Below are 19,265 nucleotides of genomic sequence, written 5' to 3'. Positions count from 1 at the left end.
CACGTCACCCCAGCTCACTCAGCTCGTCCTTGGCCTGCTGCGCGAGCAGGTCGGCGGCGCAGCCCGCCGCCAGCGTCAGGGTCCGGCTGAACTCCTCCCGCGCCCGGTCGAGCTGGCCGTCCGCCCGGAGCGCCCGGCCGTAGTCGAGCAGCGCCAGGGCCAGCACGTACGGCGCGGTGCACCGCCCCAGCACCTCCACCGAGCGGCGCAGCAGCTCCAGCTGCTCCTCGCCGCGGACCAGCTTGGCGCAGGAGCGCAGCTCCATGCCGACCGAGGAGTCGGCGCCGAACCGCTCCGCCCGCAGCAGCGCGTCGGCCGCCAAGCGCCGAGCTCCGGGCAGATCCCCCAGCCTGGCCCTGGTCTGCGCCAACCGCCGCTGCCAGCTGCACCAGCCCGGGTTGAACATCTCCCGGGCGTCCAACCGGGCACCGGCCCCGACCAGTTCCGCCGACGCCTGCTCGTACTCCCCGGCGAGCAGCAGCATCCCGCCGCGCACCGTCTGCGGATCCGGGAAGACCACCGCCGCCGAGTAGGGCGCGTGGAAGTCGTAGCGGGAGGCCAGGGCCACCGCCTCGGCCACGTTGCCGCGCGCCACCAGCACCGTGATCAGCGTGCCGACCGCGTACCAGTGCACCGGCAGCCCCTCGCCGACGCGGTTGGCGATCTCCAGCCCGAGCCGGGCGCCGGCCTCCGCCTCGGCCAGGTTGCCGTAGCGGTAGCGGGCGTAGCCGAGGATGGTGTGCGCGAAGGAGAGGTGCGCCCCGCGCCAGCCGGCCTCCTCGAACTCGGCGATGCCCCTGGCCAGCAGCCGCTCGCAGCGCTCCGGCTGGTCGGTGTACATGTAGGTGAGCGAGGTCAGCAGCGGGACCTCGAAGGCCCACTCCTCGTCGGTCCAGCTGAGCCCGCCCTCCAGCGCCAGGTCGGCGTAGTGGATGACGGTGTCCTTGTGCTCGCCGCGCACCACCGCGTCCCAGGCCCGCAGACCGAGGATGTAGCGTCCGGCGACCGAGGTGTCCCGGGCGGACTCGATCCGCTGGGCGAGTTCCGCGAGCCGGGCCGAGCGGGCGGTGGAGCCCCGCTCGTCGGCGTCGAAGGCGCACCACATCAGGTTCCACACCTGCAACCGCAGCCACGCCTGGTGCGACTCCGCCGTCTTCGCCGCCTCCGCGGTGACCCGGGCCGCCTCGGCCAACTGGTTGCTGTGCGCCAGGGACTGCGCCAGCCGCACGGTGATGCTCTGCCGCAGCTCGGGCGGCAGCCCCTCCTCGGCCAGGGCCGCGCGCAGGTGCCCGACCGTGGCCGCCGGGTCGTACAGCAGGGTGGAGTAGCCGAGTTCGAACAGCACCCCGGCCCGCTGCCGCCGCGAGGGCGGCTCCCGCAGCGCCCGGGCCAGGCAGCGCTGGGCCGTCTCCGGCGCTCCGGCCTTCATGAACAGACCTGCCGCCGCCCGCAGTTGCTCGACCACCGCGTCATCACCCTGCGGCGGCACCTCGAACCAGTGCCGGGCCGCCGTCCCCGGGCCGCGCCCGGCGTCCAGCAGCGCCCAGCCCGCCCGGGCGTGCAGCTCGACGCGCTGGTCCGCCGGGATGCTCCGGTAGACCGAGGTGGCGATCAACGGGTGCACGAACTCCAGGACCTGATGTCCCGTCAGTATGCGGGCCTTGCGCAGCTTCTCGACCGCGTCGGCGGCCTCGGCCCGGGTCTGCCCGGCCACCGAGGCGGCCAGGTCCAGCTGGGTGTGGATGCCGAGCACCGCCACCGCGTACGCCAGGCGAACGGCCACCCGGCCCAGCCGCCCGAGCCGGGCCACCAGGCCGGAGCCCTTGGTCGCCGAGGCGACCTCGCGCAGCAGCGGGCAGGACGCCTCCACCGGCGGCAGCCCGCGCTCCTGCGCCTTGGCCACCAGCTCGACCGTCTCGAACGGGTTCCCGGCGGTGACCGCCCAGACCTCGCGGCAGAAGGCCGACTGGACGTCCGGCGCGCCGTACATGTCGTGCACGATCACCGCGACGGCCTCCGGGGTCAGCGCGGACAGGCCGATCCGGCTCGCCCCGCTGTGCTCCGTCATCTCCTGGAACGCCTCGGATCCGGGCTGTAGCTCGTCCGGCCGGTAGGCGAAGACCAGCAGCACCGGCAGGTCCTCCACCCGGGAGGCGAAGGAGGCCAGCCAGGCCAGCGACTCGGCGTCGGCCCAGTGCGCGTCGTCCACCAGCAGCACCAGCGGACCACGGGAGACGGCGAGGTTGGTGACCACCCAGTCCAGGCCGTCGCGGACACCCTGCGGGTCCGGCGCGGCGAGGGCTCCCTGGCCGTGGTCGGCCAGGCCGACGGCGGCGGCCAGGATCTCGTACCAACCGGCCAGGATGCAGCGCTGCGCCTCCTCGTCGACCTCGGCCAGCAGCGGGTGCAGCAGGTTGCGGACGACCTGGAAGGCCGACAGCTGCTCCTGCTCGCCGCCGCGCGCGGACAGCACCAGCAGCCGCCGGGCGACGGCCTCCTCACGGATCCGGGCCAGCAGACTGGTCTTGCCGAGACCGGCGGCCCCGGTGAACACCAGCAGGCGCTCGCGCGGCTCCGCCGGGGCCGCCCCGGCCACCGCGAGGCTGTCCAGAGCCTCCCGGGCGAGCTGGAGCTCGGCATCGCGTTCGAGCAGCCCGGCACTGGCCACGATGTGTATCTGTTCTGCCACAGCAGGAGCCTATCGCCGGAGAGTTGCCTGCACACGGGGTTGGCGAAGGGCATCCCGGGCAGTTCGTCCCGGGCGCACCCAGCGCCGCACACGCGGCCCCGGTCAGCGCTCCACTGTCCCGATTCACGGGGCCCCAATCTCGAACAGCGCCGAATTCACCTGAACGGGCGGTGCCCTCCGGTCTCCGTTGTCGTCACCCCTGGCCCGACCTACCGTGGTCGAGCCACCGAGCAGGCGGCAGCACCACTCCTGACACGTCCCGACGATCCATCAGCCGACCACAGCGGATCACCTGGAAGGTACTGGCGCAGATGCCGCAACCGTTCAAGCTCCCCGAGTTCTACACGCCGTATCCGGCGCGGCTGAACCCGCAGCTGGAGAGCGCCCGGGTGCGTTCCAAGGCCTGGGCCCGTGAGATGACCATGATCGAGGGATCGGGTATCTGGGACGAGGCCACCTTCGACGCCCATGACTACGCCCTGCTGTGCGCCTACACCCACCCCGACTGCGACGCCGACGAGCTCGCCCTGGTCACCGACTGGTACGTGTGGGTCTTCTTCTTCGACGACCACTTCCTGGACATCTTCAAGCGCAGCCGGGACATGGCCGGGGCGAAGGCGTACCTGGACCGGCTGCCCGCGTTCATGCCGCTGGACGGCGGCCCGCCCGCGCTGGAGGCCGAGAACCAGGTCGAGGCCGGCCTGGCCGACCTGTGGGCCCGCACCGTCCCCGGGATGTCGCCGCACTGGCGCGCCCGCTTCGCCGAGAGCACCCAGCACCTGCTGGAGGAGTCCCTCTGGGAGCTCAACAACATCAACGAGAACCGGATCTCCAACCCGGTCGAGTACATCGAGATGCGCCGCAAGGTCGGCGGCGCCCCCTGGTCGGCCGGGCTGGTGGAGCACGCCGTCGGCGCCGAGGTCCCGGCGGCGGTGGCGGCCAGCCGCCCGCTGCGGGTGCTCAAGGACACCTTCTCCGACGGCGTCCACCTGCGCAACGACCTGTTCTCGTACCAGCGCGAGGTCGAGGACGAGGGCGAGAACGCCAACGGCGTGCTGGTCCTGGAGCACTTCCTGGGGTGCACCACCCAGGAGGCCGCCGAGGCCGTGAACGACCTGCTCACCTCCCGGCTGATGCAGTTCGAGCACACCGTGCTCACCGAGCTGGGCCCGCTGTTCCTGGAGCACGCCCTGGACCCGCGGGCCTGCGCGGACGTGCTGGCGTACGCCAAGGGACTACAGGACTGGCAGGCGGGCGGCCACGAGTGGCACCGGCGCTCCAGCCGCTACATGAACGGCGGCGGCCCGGCCGAGTCCGGCATCGACCGGCTGCTGGAGGGACCGCTGGGCCTCGGCACCTCGGCCGCCCGGCTGCTGCCCTCGATCGCGGCCACCCTGCCGACCCGGCTGCGGGCGTACTCGCACGTCCCGTTCCAGCCGGTGGGGCACCTGGAACTGCCGCGGTTCTACCTGCCGTTCACGGTCACCCCGAGCCCGCACCTGGACGCCGCCCGGGAGCACACCGCCGAGTGGGCCCGGGCGGTGGGCATCTACGACGACGTCCCGCTGGTCTGGGACGAGGCGCGGCTGCGGGACATCGACCTGCCGCTGTGCGCCGCCGGGATCCATCCCGACGCCACGCCGGAGGAGCTGGACCTCTCCTCGCAGTGGCTGGCCTGGGGCACCTACGGGGACGACGTGTACCCGGTGCTGTTCGGCCGCACCCCGGACCTCTCCGCCGCCAAGGCGTGCACCGAACGGCTGCTGGCCTGCGTACCGCCGGACGCCGGAGCCCCCGGCATCGTCCCGGTGACCGGCCTGGAACGCGGCCTGGCCGACCTGTGGGCCAGGACCGCCGGACCGATGACCGCCGACGCCCGCGCCGCCTTCCGGCAGACCATCGAGGCGATGCTCAACAGCTGGCTGTGGGAGCTGGGCAACCAGAAGCTGAACCGGGTGCCCGACCCGGTGGACTACATCGAGATGCGCCGCCGCACCTTCGGGGCGGAGCTGACCATGAGCCTGTCCCGGCTGTCCCACGGCAGAACCGTTCCGCCGGAGCTCTACCGCTCACGGGCGGTCACCGCCATGGAGAACGCGGCGGCGGACTACGCGGGGCTGATGAACGACGTCTTCTCCTACCAGAAGGAGATCCAGTTCGAGGGCGAGATCCACAACTCGGTGCTGGTGGTGGAGAACTTCTTCAACTGCGACCGGCACCAGGCGCTGGCCATCGTCAACGACCTGATGACCACCAGGATGCGCCAGTTCGAGCATGTCACCGAGATCGAGCTCCCGGCGCTCTACCGGGACTTCGACGTCCCCCCGGAGGGCAGGCGGATTCTGCAGGGCTACGCCCAGGAGCTGCGGAACTGGATGGCGGGGATCCTCGGCTGGCACCTCGGCTGCCGCCGCTACGGCGAGGCGACGCTGCTGCGCAACGCCGTCCCGCCGGTACCGGCGGTGCCCGCGAACGCCTTCGCCCGCACCCTGGGCATGTCCGCCGTCCGCCCCTGGGCGACCACGGCGACGGTCGGCGGGGCGCGCTGACCCGGTAGCCGGTGGCGGGCGGGCGGGCGGCCGATATTCGTTGGCCCCCGCCCGCCACCGGTGGCAGGATCGAAGAATGGGTGCGGCACGATCCTTCGACGAGCTGGTCGCCGAGGCCGACAGCGTCCCGGTCGACGGCTGGGACTTCTCCTGGCTGGACGGCCGCGCCAGCGAACAGCGCCCCAGCTGGGGCTACGCCCGGACGATGGCCGAGCGGATGGCGGGCGCGAGCGCCGCGCTGGATCTGCAGACCGGCGGTGGCGAGGTGCTGGCGAGCGCCGCCCGGCTCCCCCGGCTGACCGTGGCCACCGAGTCCTGGCCGCCGAACGTCGCCAAGGCCACCGCGCTGCTGCGCCCGCGCGGCGTGGCGGTGGTGGTGCACCAGGACGGCCCGCTGCCGTTCGCCGACGACACCTTCGACCTGGTGGTCAGCCGCCACCCGGTGCGGGTGGACTGGCCCGAGGTGGCCCGGGTGCTGGCGCCGGGCGGTACGTACCTGTCCCAGGAGGTCGGCCCGGCCAGCGTGTTCGAACTGGTCGAGTACTTCCTCGGCGAGCAGCCGCCCGAGACCCGCGACAGCCGCCACCCGGACCGCGCGGCGGCCCGGGCCAGGGCCGCCGGTCTCGACGTCACCGACCTGCGCGTGGAGCGCCTGCACACCCGGTTCAACGACATCGGCGCGGTCGTCTACTTCCTGCGCAAGGTGATCTGGATGGTTCCCGGCTTCACCGTCGCCGAGTACCGCGACCGGCTGCGCGAGCTGCACGAGCAGATCCAGGCCGAGGGCCCGTTCACCGCCCGCACCAGCCGCTTCCTGGTCGAGGCCCGCAAGCCGGAGTAGCCGCCGGGGCCGGCCACCCGCCCGACGTCGCCTCACCGGGAACGCGCGCGCCGCCTCGGCGGCCCGTCATCACGCGGCATCCCGGATCGCATTCCTTCGAACGAAGCCAGTAGTGAGGAAGCAACTCGTTCGCCATTACTTCCGCGACCACTTGACGCTGTGCCCGGACGTCACTGGGCGCCCACCGAGGAGGCCTCGTCAGGACGCATCCACGCCGTCCTCGACGTGACCGACCCGCAGGTGCCTCCGGCGACGCGGCGGTACGTCAGCGGAACAGCGTCCGGTCCGGGTAGAGCACCATCCGCGCCGGGACGCCGTCGCCGGTCCAGCCGCCGTCCGGGCCGTGGTAGCGCGGGCAGGACAGCGACCAGGCCAGGTTGCCGCTGAGCATCCGCGCCCAGGCGTCCAGGTAGGGCCGCAGCGCCGGGTGCGCGGCGCCGTGGGCCGCGTCCAGCTCCGCCGCGCGGGCGACGTAGGCGTCCTCGGCGGCGCGCAGCCGCAGGCACAGCTCGTCCACCGCCGCCTGCAGGCCCAGCCCCTCGGTCCGCCGGAGCACCCCGACCGCGTTCATCGGCTCGTCGTCGGCGTACTCCTTGCGGTACGAGAGCAGGTCGTTGACCAGGATGGTGTGTTCGAAGCAGGCGTCGTGGAAGGCCGCCAGCCGCTCCGGTTCCAGCGTCAGCTCCAGGCCGAGGCCGTGCTCGATGGCGACGCCGACCAGGTCGAAGGCGGCGTCCGCGCGGCGGACCGCCAGATAGCCCGGGTAGTCGCGGACCGGCGCGCCGGACTTCACCGCCGCCGCCCGCACCACCTCGGAGAAGCCGCTGGTGAAGCGGGACCACAGCCGGTCCGGGACGCCCTGGCGGACCCGGTCCAGGGTCTGCCGGAACAGCCGCAGGTGGGCCGAGCCGCCCTCGGTGACCGCCCCGGCCAGGACCGCCAGGTACTCGTCGGCCCGGCCGGTCTCGGCGGAGTCGCCGTCGGTGGCGTCGTCCAGCAGGAACAGCACCGAGGCGGCGAGGCAGATGCCGAGCAGCCGCTCCGGGTCCGCGCCCGGCAGCACCCGGCACATCAGGCTGACGCCCTCGCACTCGGCGAACAGCCGCCGCGCGGCGGGCGGTCCGGCCCCGCCGATCCGCTCCCGGAACCAGGCGTCGTGCCGCTCCCTGACCTGCTGCCGCCGCGGGTGGTCCAGCGCCTCCGGCAGGCGTCCGTGCGGCAGCCCGAGCTCCAGCGCGAGGCCGCTCGCGGGCAGCGGCTCGGGCCGGGAGGCGATCGTGGTCATGGGCTGTCCTCACTGCCGCTGCCGCACCGGCGGGCGCCCCGACCGGGGACGCCCCTCGGCTCGATGATGCAGCGCGCCGCGGCCCCGGCACAGTAGCCGGGGCGGCGGCGCAGCGGTGATTCACCGGTTCGTCGGACAACCGGCCCCGGTAGGACCGGCCCCGCTCGGTGCGACCGGCCTCAGAGGATGTCGCCCGGAGTGTACTTCGCCGCCCCCGGGTGCGCGGCGGCGACCGCCTCCACCCGCCGGACCACCTCGGCGACCTGCGCGGACGCAGCGCCGGTGAACGACAGCCGGTCGGCCAGCAGCGCCCGCAGCCCGGCCAGGTCCAGCGGGATCCGGTCGTCCTCGGCCAGCAGCGGCAGCAGCTGGTTCTCGCGGACCCCGGCCCGCATCGCCAGCGCGGAGGCGACCGCGTGCTCCTTGATCGCCTCGTGCGCGGTCTCCCGGCCGACGCCCGCGCGCACCGCCGCCATCAGCACCTTGGTCGTGCCCAGGAACGGCAGGTAGCGGTCCAGCTCGGCGGCGATGACGGCGGGGAACGCGCCGAACTCGTCGAGGACGGTGAGGAAGGTCTCCAGCAGGCCGTCGAAGGCGAAGAAGGCGTCCGGCAGCGCCACCCGGCGGACCACCGAGCAGGACACGTCGCCCTCGTTCCACTGGTCGCCGCCCAGCTCGGAGACCATCGAGGCGTAGCCGCGGAGCACCACCGCGAGGCCGTTGACCCGCTCGCAGGAACGGGTGTTCATCTTGTGCGGCATCGCCGAGGAACCGACCTGGCCCTCCTTGAAGCCCTCGGTGACCAGCTCGATCCCGGCCATCAGCCGGATCGTCTTGGCCAGGCTGCTGGGTCCGGCCGCGAGCTGGACCAGCGCCGAGAGCACGTCGTAGTCCAGCGAGCGCGGGTAGACCTGGCCGACGCTGGTGAACCCCTGCTGGAAGCCGAGGTGCCCGGCGACCCGCTGCTCCAGCTCGGCGAGCTTCCCCTGGTCGCCGCCGAGCAGGTCGAGCATGTCCTGGGAGGTGCCGACCGGGCCCTTGATCCCGCGCAGCGGGTAGCGGGCGATCAGCTCCTCCAGCCGCTGGAAGGCGACCAGGATCTCGTCGGCGGCGGAGGCGAAGCGCTTGCCGAGGGTCGTGGCCTGGGCGGCGACGTTGTGCGAACGGCCGGTCAGCACCAGCTCGCTGTGCTCGGCCGCGAGCGCGGCCAGCCGCACCAGCAGCGCCACCGTACGGTCGCGGACGTGCTCCAGCGACTGCCGGATCTGCAGCTGCTCGACGTTCTCGGTGAGGTCGCGCGAGGTCATGCCCTTGTGGATCTGCTCGTGCCCGGCGAGGGCGCTGAACTCCTCGATGCGGGCCTTCACGTCGTGCCGGGTGACCCGCTCACGGGCGGCGATCGAGGCGAGGTCGACCTGGTCGACGACCCGCTCGTAGTCGGCGACGGCGTTCTCCGGGACGTCGATCCCGAGGTCGGCCTGGGCCTTGAGCACGGCCAGCCACAGCTGCCGCTCAAGCACCACCTTGTGCTCGGGGGACCACAGTCGGGTCAGCTCGCCGGAGGCGTAGCGGGCGGCAAGGACGTCGGGGATCATCGGCTTCGCGGTCACGCTGCGCAAGCCTAACAGTCCGCGGCGGCCAAGCCCCAGGTGGGAGCGGTGCCCCGACCGCTCAGCCCGACCGCGCGGGCTCCGCGGCCGGGGTCAGCGCGCGGACCAGCGGGGCCAGCTCGGGGACGTCCTCGGCCGCCGCCAGCGCCCGGCTCAGGGCCGCGTCGTGGGTCGGCCGGGCCTGCGCCAGCCGTTCCCGGCCCACCTCGGTCACCTCGGTGTAGATGCCCCGGCGGTCGGTCGGGCAGAGCCGTCGGCTGAGCAGCCCGTCCGCCTCCAGCCGGGCGACCAGCCGGGTGGTCGCGCTCTGGCTGAGCACCACCGCGTCCGCCAGCTGCTGCATCCGCATGTGCCAGTCGTCCTGCCGGGAGAGCGCCTCCAGCACCGAGTACTCGCTCACGCTCAGGTCGTGCGCGGTCTCCAGGGCGCGGCCGATCTCGCCCTCGATCCGCGCGTGCAGCGCGGCCAGGGCCCGCCACCCCTGCGCCCGGGACTCGGCGGCTCCGTCGGACAGTAGGCTCATCCCGCAAGGATATCCGGCGTCCGCAAGCAACCGCACGGCACACCGCCCCGCGCGGCCGCCGCGCAGCGGGTGCTACCCGACCAGCCGCGCCAGCAGCCGCTCCGGCTCGCCCCGCGGATCCTCGGTCAGCCCGCAGTGCACCGGACCCGGTTGGACGATGGTGCTGCGCGGCGCGGTCAGCCAGCGGAACCGCCGCCCCGGGTCGTCCGCCCCGGCCTGCCCGGCCGCCGCGCCGCCCGCGCAGACGGCGGCGACCCCGGCCAGCGCGGCACGCACCCCGGCGACGTCCGCCCCCGGGTCCAGCGCCAGCAGCAGCGCCTCGTCCAGCCGGATCTCGGCGCGGACCAGGCCCGCCGGGCGGCAGTAGAAGACCACCCCGGCGTTGAACTGCTCGCCGCGCTCGATCCGGGGCACGACCCGCACCAGCGCGTACTCGAAGACCACCGGCGCGCTCACGCGGCCGACTCCGGCAGCCAGTCGCGCGGCCCGGCGGCCCGTTCGGCGAGCTGCGCCACGTACCCGCCGCGCACCTCCGCCGCCGAGCCGAAGCCCGGTTCCCCGTCCAGCCAGACGTCCGGCACCAGCGCCAGCACCTCCCGCAGCAGTTCCTCGGTGACCAGACCGCCGAGCTCGGCGTCGGCCGCCGCCAGATCCGGGGCGAAGCGCAGCAGCGCGTGGTCGCCCGCGTCGTACGGCCTGCGGGCGGACGCCGCCGCGCGCGGCCAGTTGTGATGGAAGATCAGGCTCGCGCCGTGGTCGATCAGCCACAGCGCGCCGTCGCGGACCAGCAGGTTCGGATTGCGCCAGGAGCGGTCGACGTTGCCGATCAGCGCGTCGAACCAGACCACCCGCCCGGCCAGCAGCGGGTCCACCGGGAACGCCAGCGGATCGAAGCCGAACGCCCGGGAGACGAAGCCCATGCCGAGGTTGGTCCCGCCGGACGCCTTCACCAGGTCCTGCACCTGCTGCTCCGGCTCGCCGATGGCGATCAGCGGGTCCACCTCGATCCGCAGCAGCTCCGGCACCGGCAACCCGAGCCGACGCGCCAACTCCCCGGCGACCACCTCGGCGACCAGCGCCTTCCGGCCCTGGGCGGCGCCGGTGAACTTGGCGACGTACAGCTCCCCGTCGTCGGCCGCCACCAGCCCCGGCAACGACCCGCCCTCCCGAAGGGCGGTCACGTAGCGGACCGCCCGAACCTCACGCAGCATGCGCCCCACCCTACCCAGTCACCCCACCCGCTCCGTCCGGTCCGCCGCTACCGGTGGCACGGCCGAGGAGTGCGTGGAAGGGTGGCGGGCAGGAGACGCCCCGGGGGGCGCGCCGGACCGGGCCGACGGCCCGGAGCGGCGCGGCGGCCGGAACCCTGTCGATCACAACCTGTGAGGGACGGTAAGGATGGAACGACCTCGGATCCTGGTGGTCGGCGGCGGCTTCGCCGGCGTCGAATGCGCCCGTCGGCTCGAACGGAAGCTGACCCCCGGTGAGGCGGACATCGCGATCGTCGCCCCGTTCAGCTACGAGCTCTACCTGCCGCTGCTGCCGCAGGTCGCGGCCGGGGTGCTGACCCCGCAGTCGGTGGCGGTCTCGCTGCGCCGGATGCTGCGGCGGACCCGGATCATCCCCGGCGGCGCGATCGGCGTGGATCCGCAGGCGAAGGTCTGCGTGATCCGGAAGATCACCGACGAGGTCATCGACGAGCACTACGACTACATCGTGCTGGCCCCGGGCAGCGTCACCCGCACCTTCGACATCCCCGGGCTGACCACGCACGCGCGCGGCATGAAGACCCTGGCCGAGGCCGCCTACGTGCGCGACCACGTGATCAGCCAGCTGGACCTGGCGGACGCCGCGACCGACCGGGAGGAGCGGATCTCCCGGCTCCAGTTCGTCGTCGTCGGCGGCGGCTACGCGGGCACCGAGACCGCCGCCTGCCTGCAACGGGTCACCACCTCGGCGGTCAAGCGCTACCCCAGGCTGAACCCGAACCTGATCAAGTGGCACCTGATCGACATCGCGCCGAAGCTGATGCCGGAGCTCGGCGACCAGCTGGGCCGCGACGCCCTGGACATCCTGCGCCGACGCGGGATCCAGGTGTCGCTGGGCGTGTCCGTGGCCGAGGTGGGCGACGACACGGTCACCTTCACCGACGGCCGGGTGCTGCCCTGCCGGACACTGATCTGGACCGCCGGGGTCGCCGCCAGCCCGCTGATCGCCACCCTGGACGCGGAGACCGTGCGCGGACGCCTGGCCGCCACCGCCGACATGCGGGTCCCGCAGTTCGACGGGATGTTCGCGCTCGGCGACGCCGCCGCCGTACCGGACCTGGCCAAGGGCGGCGGCGCGGTCTGCCCGCCGACCGCGCAGCACGCGCAGCGGCAGGGCAGGGTCTGCGCCGACAACGTCGCCGCCGCGCTGCGCGGTCAGACCATGCGCCCGTACTACCACAAGGACCTGGGCCTGGTGGTGGACCTCGGCGGCGCGGACGCCGTGTCCAAGCCGCTCGGCATCGAGCTCAAGGGCGTGGCCGCGCAGGGCGTGGCGCGCGGCTACCACCTGATGGCGCTGCGCACCAACGTGGCCAAGGTCAGGGTGATGACCAACTGGATGCTGAACGCCACGGCCGGGGACGACTTCGTCCGCACCGGCTTCCAGCTGCGGCGCCCGGCCACGCTGAAGGACTTCGAGTACACCGACGGCTACCTGTCCAAGGAGCAGGTCAAGGCGCACACGGCGGCGCTGCGGGCGAAGCGGTAGCCGGGCCGGTCAGCCGGTGGCGTCCGGCAGCCGCGCGTACGCGCCGAAGCCGGACGTCCACCAGGCCCGCCCGTCGTCCAGTACCGCGAAGCCCTCCAGGCCCGGCTGCCGCTCCAGCCAGTCACGGCCCGCCGGGCCCAGCGCGAACGCGGTGGTCGCCGCGATGTCCACGGCCGTGAGCGAGCGTCCGACGACCGAGACCGAGGCCAGGCCGCCGCGCGCGGGCAGGCCGGTGCGCGGGTCCAGGATGTGCTCGCCGCGTTCCGCCGTGCCGGAGGTCGCCAGCGCGATGTCCCGGCCCTGGACCAGGATCGCGAACGCGCCCGGGTGCAGCGGGTGGGCCACCGCCAGTCCCCAGGGCCGCCCGGGCTCCGGCTCGCCGACCGTCTGCGCGTCGCCGCCGCCGTTGACGCAGTGCCGCAGCGAACCGGCCTCGCGCAGGATCGCCGAGGCCCGCTCCACCGCCCAGCCCTTGACCACCCCGGACGGATCCAGCGTGCCGCCCGGCCGGACGCTGAAGGCCCCGCCGCCGACCCGCTCGGCGGCCTCGCCGAGGGCCAGCACCTCGGCCACCTCCGGGTCGCAGTCCGCCGGGGCCAGCTCGCCCCGGCCCAGCCGGGAGATCTGGCTGTCCGGGCGGTAGGTGGAGAACACCCGGTCCACCCGGTGCAGCCAGGCCACCGCGCGCGCCAGCCCCGCCTCGACCCCGGCCCGCCGCTCACCGCTCCCGGCGTCGCGGACGTCGAAGGACACGACCGTGCCCATCACCGGCTCCGCGTGCCGCAGCGCCTCCGTCATCCCGACCCTCCCTGACCTGCGGCGCCCGGCCCGCGCTACTGCGCCGGGCGCAATCTCCCCACTCGTTCGAGTGACTACCCGTGTCCCCGTGGAACCATCATCGTCGCAGCTCAGCCGGAGTCCGGTGAGCGCCACGCCCAGCCGCCGCCGCGCCGGAGGCGGAGAACCCCGGCAGTAACGTCCTGTGACCATGCGCCCGAAACACTCCGCCGACCCCGCTCGGCCGCTCTCGCGTCGTTCCCTGCTCGGCTCGGTCACCGGCACGGCGGCCGGGGCGGTGCTGCTGTCGGCCGCCCCGGCCCTGGCGGCCGGACCGGCGGTGCCGCTGTCCCCGGACGCCGACGTCGCCGCCCAGGTGCTGGAGGAGTACCTGCACGGCTGGCGCGGCTACTGCGACCGGGCCTGGGGCTACGACGAGGTGCTGCCGGTGAGCGGCGGGCACCACGACTTCTTCGCCCCCGGGCACAGTTTCGGACTCTCCATCGTCGAGGCGCTGGACACGCTCTTCCTGCTGGGCCAGGACCAGGAGGTCACCCGCTGCTGCGACTGGATCGACGCCAACCTCGACCCGGCCCAGGACGTCTACACGCACGTCTTCGAGGCGGTGATCCGGATCGTCGGCGGGCTGCTCGCGGGCTTCGAGGCGACCGGCCGCAGCAGCCTGCTGGCCCGCGCCCGGGAGTTCGCCGACCGGCTGCTGCCCGCGTTCACCAAGTCCCCCACCGGTGTGCCCTACACCCTGGTGAACCTGCGCACCGGCGCGGTCCAGGGCAGCGCGGTGCCGCTGGCCGAGGCGGGGACGAACGTCATGGAGTTCGGCCTGCTGTCCCGGCTGACCGGCGACTCCCGCTACTACGACGCCTCGATCCGCGCCTACCGGGCGGTGCTGGACCGGCGCAGCTCGATCGGCCTGCTGGCCGGGAGCATCGACGCCGAGTCGGGCCGCTGGCTGGACTCGGACTGCGGCACGCCCAACCCCCCGGCGGACTCCTTCAACGAGTACCTGTGGGGCGGCTGGGCACTGCTGGGTGACCGTCAGTTGCTGGACTGGTACCGGACGTTGACCGCACTGACGCTCCATCACCAGTCGGTGGAGGCCTCCGGTCGGCTCTGGTTCCGCACCGTGGACTTCCGCACCGGTGAGCCCAGCGGCCCCCAGGAGCAGTCCGAACTCGCGTCCTTCTACGCCGGGTTGCTGGCCAAGGGCGGGGACCTCCAGCAGGCCGCCGCCTACTACCGTTCCTGGACCGACGCGCTGGACGCCTACCCGGTGCTCCCGGAGACCCTGGACTTCGCCACCCTGCGCGCGGTGGAGCGGGGCAACCAACTGCGCCCGGAGTACCCGAACTCCTCGTTCGACCTGTGGCGGGCCACCGGCGACGACTACTACCGGCAGACCGGCTACCGCTGGTTCACCGCGATGCGCGACAACCAGCGGGTGCCGGGCGGCTACACGGTGGCCGGGGACGTCACCGAACGCGGCATGCGCCTGGGCGACCTGACCCCCGCCTACTGGTTCGCGGAGAACCTCAAGTACCTGTGGCTGATGTTCTCGGACACCCCGCGTTTCGACTACGCCAACGGCCTGCTCTCCACCGAGGGCAAGGTACTCCGCGGCCTGCGCCGAATCTGACGCCAAGTCACCTCTGGCCTGGCGTCGGCAGCCGCGGTGCCGCGGTAGCGCTCGGTCAGTCGCGTGGCTCGCATCACGGGGGCACCGTCCTCGGGCCGCGGACCTGACCCGGGGAACTACGCCCGTGGGCCAATGTGCCGCCCGGCACCGCGCGTCTACCATCGGCCCATGACTGCCGCGCCCCGTCCGCCCCTGCCCAGACGCCTGCCGCCGGGCGCCTGGGTGGCCGTCTTCTGGATCGTGCTCTTCGCGGTCCGCTCGTTCGAGCGCGCGAGCGAGCTACAGCACCTGCTCCAGTACGACGGCAATCCGGAGGACGAGCCGCTGCTGGTGATCGCCCTGGTCACCACCGTGGGCACACTGCTCCTGTTCCGCGCGCCGCTGGCGTCGGTGGCGGTGGCGCTGGCGGGCTTCCTGTACTCCATGGGCATGTGGGTGATCGAGACGCCGATCGTCCTGCTGCTGCTGGCCGACGCCGCGGTGGGCTACACGGCGGCCACCCGCTCCCGGCGGGTGTCGGCCACGGCCGCGCTGATGCCGGTCGCGGTGCTGGCCGGCTGCACCGTCTGGCGGCTGGTCAGCCACTACCCCGACAACGTCGAGGGGGAGGCGGGTATGGCCTCGACCGCCGTCATCGCCTGGCTGATCGGCAACACCGTGCACCAGAGCCGCGACCACGCCCAGGCGCTGCGGCTGCGGGCCACCGAGCAGGCGATCACCGTCGAGCGACTGCGGATCGCCCGCGAACTGCACGACATGGTCGCGCACAACATCGGCATCATCGCGATCCAGGCCGGGATGGGCAGCCGGGTGATGGCCACCCAGCCCGCCGAGACCCGCAACGCGCTGGACGCGATCGAGGCCACCAGCCGGGAGACCCTGGCCGGACTGCGGCGGCTGCTCGGCAGCCTGCGCCGGGACGACCCGGGTGCCGCGCCGCTCGGCCCGACCGGGGGCCTGGACGGCCTGGACCAGCTGGTCGCCCGGACCCGCGACGCGGACGTCCGGGTGGACGTCCGCGAGTTGGGGCAGCGGCGCGCCCTCCCGGCCGACATCGACCTGTCCGCCTTCCGGATCATCCAGGAGGCGGTGACCAACGTGGTGCGGCACTCCGGCACCCGGGACTGCGCGGTGACCGTCGACTACCGGCCGACCGAACTGGCCGTCGAGATCACCGATCTGGGCGGCGGCGCCGCTCCCGGCGCCGCCGGGTACGGCATCACCGGCATGCGGGAGCGGGTCGCGCTGCTGCACGGCGAGTTCAGCGCGGGGCCGCGCCCGGGCGGCGGCTTCCGGGTGGCCGCGCGGCTACCGGTACCGACCGGCGCCGAGCGGGCCGAGCGGGCCGAGCGGGCCGAGCGGGCCGGGGTGGCCGGATGATCCGCGTGGCGCTGGTCGACGACCAGCCGCTGATCCGCAGCGGCCTGCGGGTGCTGATCGCCGACACCACCGACCTGGAGGTCGTCGGCGAGGCGGGCAACGGCGCGGAGGCGGTGGAACTGGCCCGGACCGCGCGGCCGGACGTGGTCGTGATGGACATCCGGATGCCGGTGCTGGACGGCATCGAGGCCACCCGGCGGATCACCGGCGACCCGGGCTCGCGGAGCCACGTCCTGGTGCTGACCACCTTCGACGACGACGAGTACGTCTACCCCGCGCTCCGCGCCGGAGCCAGCGGCTTCCTGGTCAAGGACATGGCGTTGGAGGCGATCCTGGACGGCATCCGGATCGTCGCCGACGGCGACGCGCTGATCGCCCCGAGCGTCACCCGCCGTCTGATCGGCGAGTTCGTCGGCCGCCCGGAACCGGCCGCGCCGCACCGGGTCGCGATCGACGGCGTCACCGTCCGCGAGCGCGAGGTGCTGACGCTGGTCGGCCGCGGCCTGTCCAACGCCGAGATCGCCGAGCACCTCTGCATCAGCGTGGCCACCGCCAAGGCCCACGTCTCCCGCCTCTTCACCAAACTGGGCGCCCGCGACCGCGTCCACCTGGTCATCACCGCCTACGAACTACGCCTGGTCACCGCCCCCCGGTGACCCGGCGGTCAGGGACAGCGGCAGAGCGAGGACATGTTCACATCCGGTACATACGCTACCGTTGGTACATGTCCATGAAGCGAACCAACGTCTATGCCGACTCCGATGACCTCGCCATCATCAAGGAGGCGGCGGTGCGTCGTGGCATAAGCGAAGCCGAGATCATCCGGCAGGGAATCCATCTCGCCGCCATGGCCAACCGGGTCTGGGACGAGCCGCTGTTCTCCCGCACCTTCGCGGGCCCCGGGCGCACGGCAACCAAGGCCGAGGTGCGCGACGCGGTGGCGGACGCCGTGCTGAGCGAGTCCGCTCCCGGAGCAATCGCGTGATCATCGTGGTCGCCGACACCTCGGGCCTGCTGGCAGCGCTCGACTCCACGCACCCGGAGCACGAGGCGGCGAATCAGGCGACAATGACGGCGGGCCTGCTGGTCATGTCGCCGCTCCTGCTGGCCGAGACCGATCACGTGGCCACACGTGAGTTCGGCCGCGCGACGGCCGTCAGCGCCATTGACGACATCCGGCGCTGGATGCGGCGCGGCCGGGTCGTCATGCCCGAGATCACCGAGGAGCACCTCGCTGCCGCCCAGGCGGTACGAGCCCGTCACTCCGCCCTCAACCTCGACCTCGACCTCGCCGATGCCGTCAACGTCGCCCTGGCCGCCGAGTACGACACGGACGCCGTGCTCACACTCGACCGCCGTGACTTCCGCGCGCTCCGCCCACTCAGTCGCCACAAGGCATTCCGACTGCTGCCGGACGACCTGCCGCTCTGAGCCGGCCGGGACGAGCACCGAGGGCGCGGGGCGGGGCACCCCGCGCCCGAAGTCGACTAGGCCAGGGGGGCCTTGGCGCGGAGGAGGTCGATGAAGGCGCGCATCCAGGCGGGGTGGTCGGGCCAGGCCCGGGCGGAGACCAGGACGCCGTCGACCACGGCCTCGCTGTCCACGAACTCGCCCCCGGCCACCGTCACGTCCGGCTGAAGCGCCGGGTACGCGGCGCTGCGGCGGCCGGCCAGGCTGCCGGTGGCGGCGGTGATCAGCGGGCCGTGGCAGATCTGCGCCACCGGCTTGTCCCCGGCGAAGAAGTGCCGCACGATCCGCTGCACCTCGGGGTTGTTGCGCAGGTACTCGGGCGCCCGCCCGCCGGGGATCACCAGCGCGACGTACTGCTCCGGGTCGACCTCGGCGAAGGCCAGGTCGGCGGGCCAGGTGTAGCCGGGCTTCTCGGTGTACGTGTCGAAGCCCTCGACGAAGTCATGCACCACGAACTGCAGTTTCCTTCGCTCCGGCGCCGCGAGGTGGACTTCGTAGCCCTCCTCCAGCAGCCGCTGGTAGGGATAGAGAACTTCCAGTGACTCCGCCGCGTCACCGGCGATGATCAGGATCTTCGCTGGCATGTCCGGGCCCACCCTTCGTCCTTCTGGCACGGGTTCCGTCAAGTTCGGCTCCACCCTCCCCCACTCGGCCGATTTCCCGCAACGGCGGCGCGCCGACACCTGCCTTGATGACGCCCTGTCAAATTCCGGTCACTCCCAGGTTCTTGACACGGAATCCACAGACGTCGAAGCTAAGGCACGTCTCGTTAGGAAGCTTTCCTAACGAGAACCCCCCAACCCCCATCCCTCAGTGAAAGGCCCCACATGAGCCTTCGCATGCGTGCCGCCTGCACCGCCGCCGCCATCGCCGCCACCGGGCTCGGCGTCGCCACGACCGCCCCCGCCTCGGCCGCGACGCCCGCGACCGTCCACGCCGCCGCGTCGACGATCCAGCTCAGCAACGCCCAGCAGTACGCGGTCGACGAGATCACCAACGTCTTCGAGAACGGCGACATCAGCAGCGGGTTCGCCGACATCGAGGACTACGGCGACGGCTGCGGCTACACCGCCGGGTACATCGGCTTCTGCACCCAGACCAGCGACGACGTCAACCTGGTCACGTACTACGACTCGGTGCAGCCGAGCAACCCGCTGAAGACCTACCTGCCCGCGCTGAAGAAGCTCGCCGACGCGGGCAGCGACGCGCACACCGGGCTCAGCGGCTTCGTCGCCGCCTGGCAGCAGGCCGCCAAGGACCCGAAGTTCATCCAGGCCCAGTTCGAGCAGGCGCACACCTACTACCTGGCCCCGGCGCTCGCCGAGGCGGAGAAGGTGGGCATCACCACGCCCCTCGGGGTGGCGAACTTCTTCGACACCGCCGTGGAGATGGGCCCCGACGGCGCGCCCGACAGCCCGGACGGGCTGCTGGTGCTGGTCGCCGAGACCACCACGGACGAGGGCGGCACCCCCGCCACCGGGATCAACGAGCACACCTGGATCGCCCAGTTCAACGTGGTCCGCACCGCGCACCTGAAGAACCCGAAGACCCCCGGCCGCAAGTCGGACTGGCCGGAGTCGGTGGACCGGGTGCAGGCGTTGCAGGCGATGGCCTCCGCCAACGAGTGGTCGCTGCCCACCCCGCTGCACGTCGGGGCGGACTTCGACTACACCATCCCGGCGTACACCTCCAGCAGCCCGGTGTGAGCCCGGTGTAGCCGGACCTGATCG

Annotated in this window: 17 protein-coding genes; 9 read left to right on the top strand and 8 right to left on the bottom strand. The window is 73.1% G+C overall.

Translation table 11 applies throughout. The annotated features are described in order from the left end of the window. Positions 1 to 4: 4 nt before the first annotated feature. Complete coding sequence (locus GXP74_RS15410; RefSeq protein WP_182452046.1) at positions 5 to 2,689, bottom strand: AAA family ATPase; 2,685 nt, start codon at positions 2,687 to 2,689, stop codon at positions 5 to 7. Between the two features lie 311 nt (positions 2,690 to 3,000). On the opposite strand from GXP74_RS15410, the gene GXP74_RS15405 reads away from it, so the two are divergent. Both GXP74_RS15405 and GXP74_RS15400 read left to right on the top strand, forming a co-directional pair. Then, positions 3,001 to 5,238, top strand: coding sequence for a germacradienol/geosmin synthase (locus tag GXP74_RS15405; protein WP_182452045.1), 2,238 nt, complete (start codon positions 3,001 to 3,003; stop codon positions 5,236 to 5,238). A gap of 76 nt (positions 5,239 to 5,314) precedes the next feature. After that, a complete protein-coding gene (locus GXP74_RS15400) occupies positions 5,315 to 6,079 on the top strand; it encodes a class I SAM-dependent methyltransferase (RefSeq protein WP_182452044.1) in 765 nt (254 codons plus the stop codon). A 265-nt stretch (positions 6,080 to 6,344) separates the two neighbouring features. On the opposite strand, the gene GXP74_RS15395 is transcribed toward GXP74_RS15400, so the two are convergent. The 5 genes from GXP74_RS15395 to GXP74_RS15375 all read right to left on the bottom strand — a co-directional run bounded on the left by GXP74_RS15395 (position 6,345) and on the right by GXP74_RS15375 (position 10,708). Further along, positions 6,345 to 7,364, bottom strand: a complete 1,020-nt coding sequence (locus GXP74_RS15395; protein WP_182452043.1) for a hypothetical protein — start codon at positions 7,362 to 7,364, stop codon at positions 6,345 to 6,347. Positions 7,365 to 7,543: 179 nt separating this feature from the next. Next, positions 7,544 to 8,974 (bottom strand): adenylosuccinate lyase, encoded by a 1,431-nt coding sequence (purB, locus tag GXP74_RS15390; protein WP_182452042.1) that lies wholly within the window; start codon positions 8,972 to 8,974, stop codon positions 7,544 to 7,546. 61 nt (positions 8,975 to 9,035) lie between these two features. Continuing rightward, entirely contained in the window at positions 9,036 to 9,497 is a 462-nt protein-coding gene (locus tag GXP74_RS15385; protein ID WP_182452041.1) for a MarR family winged helix-turn-helix transcriptional regulator, read from the bottom strand. A 72-nt stretch (positions 9,498 to 9,569) separates the two neighbouring features. Continuing rightward, positions 9,570 to 9,953 (bottom strand): DUF3037 domain-containing protein, encoded by a 384-nt coding sequence (locus GXP74_RS15380; protein ID WP_182452040.1) that lies wholly within the window; start codon positions 9,951 to 9,953, stop codon positions 9,570 to 9,572. Continuing rightward, positions 9,950 to 10,708, bottom strand: a complete 759-nt coding sequence (locus GXP74_RS15375) for a HipA family kinase (RefSeq protein WP_182452039.1) — start codon at positions 10,706 to 10,708, stop codon at positions 9,950 to 9,952. The genes GXP74_RS15380 and GXP74_RS15375 overlap by 4 nt, the downstream gene beginning before the upstream one ends. 187 nt (positions 10,709 to 10,895) lie before the next feature. Between GXP74_RS15375 and GXP74_RS15370 the strand changes: the two genes are divergently transcribed. Then, positions 10,896 to 12,254: an NAD(P)/FAD-dependent oxidoreductase gene (locus GXP74_RS15370; RefSeq protein ID WP_182452038.1), complete on the top strand. Its 1,359-nt coding sequence runs from the start codon at positions 10,896 to 10,898 to the stop codon at positions 12,252 to 12,254. Between the two features lie 9 nt (positions 12,255 to 12,263). Here the strand turns inward: GXP74_RS15370 and GXP74_RS15365 are convergent, their stop codons facing one another. After that, entirely contained in the window at positions 12,264 to 13,052 is a 789-nt protein-coding gene (locus tag GXP74_RS15365; RefSeq protein WP_182452037.1) for an FAD:protein FMN transferase, read from the bottom strand. A 190-nt stretch (positions 13,053 to 13,242) separates the two neighbouring features. On the opposite strand from GXP74_RS15365, the gene GXP74_RS15360 reads away from it, so the two are divergent. The 5 genes from GXP74_RS15360 to GXP74_RS15340 all read left to right on the top strand — a co-directional run bounded on the left by GXP74_RS15360 (position 13,243) and on the right by GXP74_RS15340 (position 17,496). Then, on the top strand, positions 13,243 to 14,685 hold the full coding sequence (locus tag GXP74_RS15360) for a glycoside hydrolase family 47 protein (RefSeq protein WP_182452036.1): 1,443 nt from the start codon (positions 13,243 to 13,245) through the stop codon (positions 14,683 to 14,685). A 168-nt stretch (positions 14,686 to 14,853) separates the two neighbouring features. Further along, a complete protein-coding gene (locus GXP74_RS15355; RefSeq protein WP_182452035.1) occupies positions 14,854 to 16,065 on the top strand; it encodes a sensor histidine kinase in 1,212 nt (403 codons plus the stop codon). After that, positions 16,062 to 16,721 (top strand): response regulator transcription factor, encoded by a 660-nt coding sequence (locus GXP74_RS15350; RefSeq protein ID WP_182452034.1) that lies wholly within the window; start codon positions 16,062 to 16,064, stop codon positions 16,719 to 16,721. The genes GXP74_RS15355 and GXP74_RS15350 overlap by 4 nt, the downstream gene beginning before the upstream one ends. A gap of 68 nt (positions 16,722 to 16,789) precedes the next feature. Beyond that, a complete protein-coding gene (locus tag GXP74_RS15345) occupies positions 16,790 to 17,050 on the top strand; it encodes a CopG family transcriptional regulator (protein ID WP_182452033.1) in 261 nt (86 codons plus the stop codon). Beyond that, complete coding sequence (locus tag GXP74_RS15340) at positions 17,047 to 17,496, top strand: type II toxin-antitoxin system VapC family toxin (RefSeq protein ID WP_182452032.1); 450 nt, start codon at positions 17,047 to 17,049, stop codon at positions 17,494 to 17,496. Before GXP74_RS15345 ends, GXP74_RS15340 begins: the two co-directional genes overlap by 4 nt. A gap of 56 nt (positions 17,497 to 17,552) precedes the next feature. Here the strand turns inward: GXP74_RS15340 and GXP74_RS15335 are convergent, their stop codons facing one another. Beyond that, positions 17,553 to 18,119 (bottom strand): DJ-1/PfpI family protein, encoded by a 567-nt coding sequence (locus GXP74_RS15335; RefSeq protein WP_182452031.1) that lies wholly within the window; start codon positions 18,117 to 18,119, stop codon positions 17,553 to 17,555. 243 nt (positions 18,120 to 18,362) lie between these two features. Between GXP74_RS15335 and GXP74_RS15330 the strand changes: the two genes are divergently transcribed. Continuing rightward, positions 18,363 to 19,241: a chitosanase gene (locus GXP74_RS15330; protein ID WP_182452030.1), complete on the top strand. Its 879-nt coding sequence runs from the start codon at positions 18,363 to 18,365 to the stop codon at positions 19,239 to 19,241. Positions 19,242 to 19,265 lie beyond the last annotated feature (24 nt).

The sequence above is a fragment of the Streptacidiphilus sp. P02-A3a genome (genome assembly GCF_014084105.1).
In the GTDB taxonomy this organism is placed as follows: domain Bacteria; phylum Actinomycetota; class Actinomycetes; order Streptomycetales; family Streptomycetaceae; genus Streptacidiphilus.
Note: the sequence above shows the minus strand (reverse complement) of the source record. Positions and strands in the feature narration are given on the sequence as shown.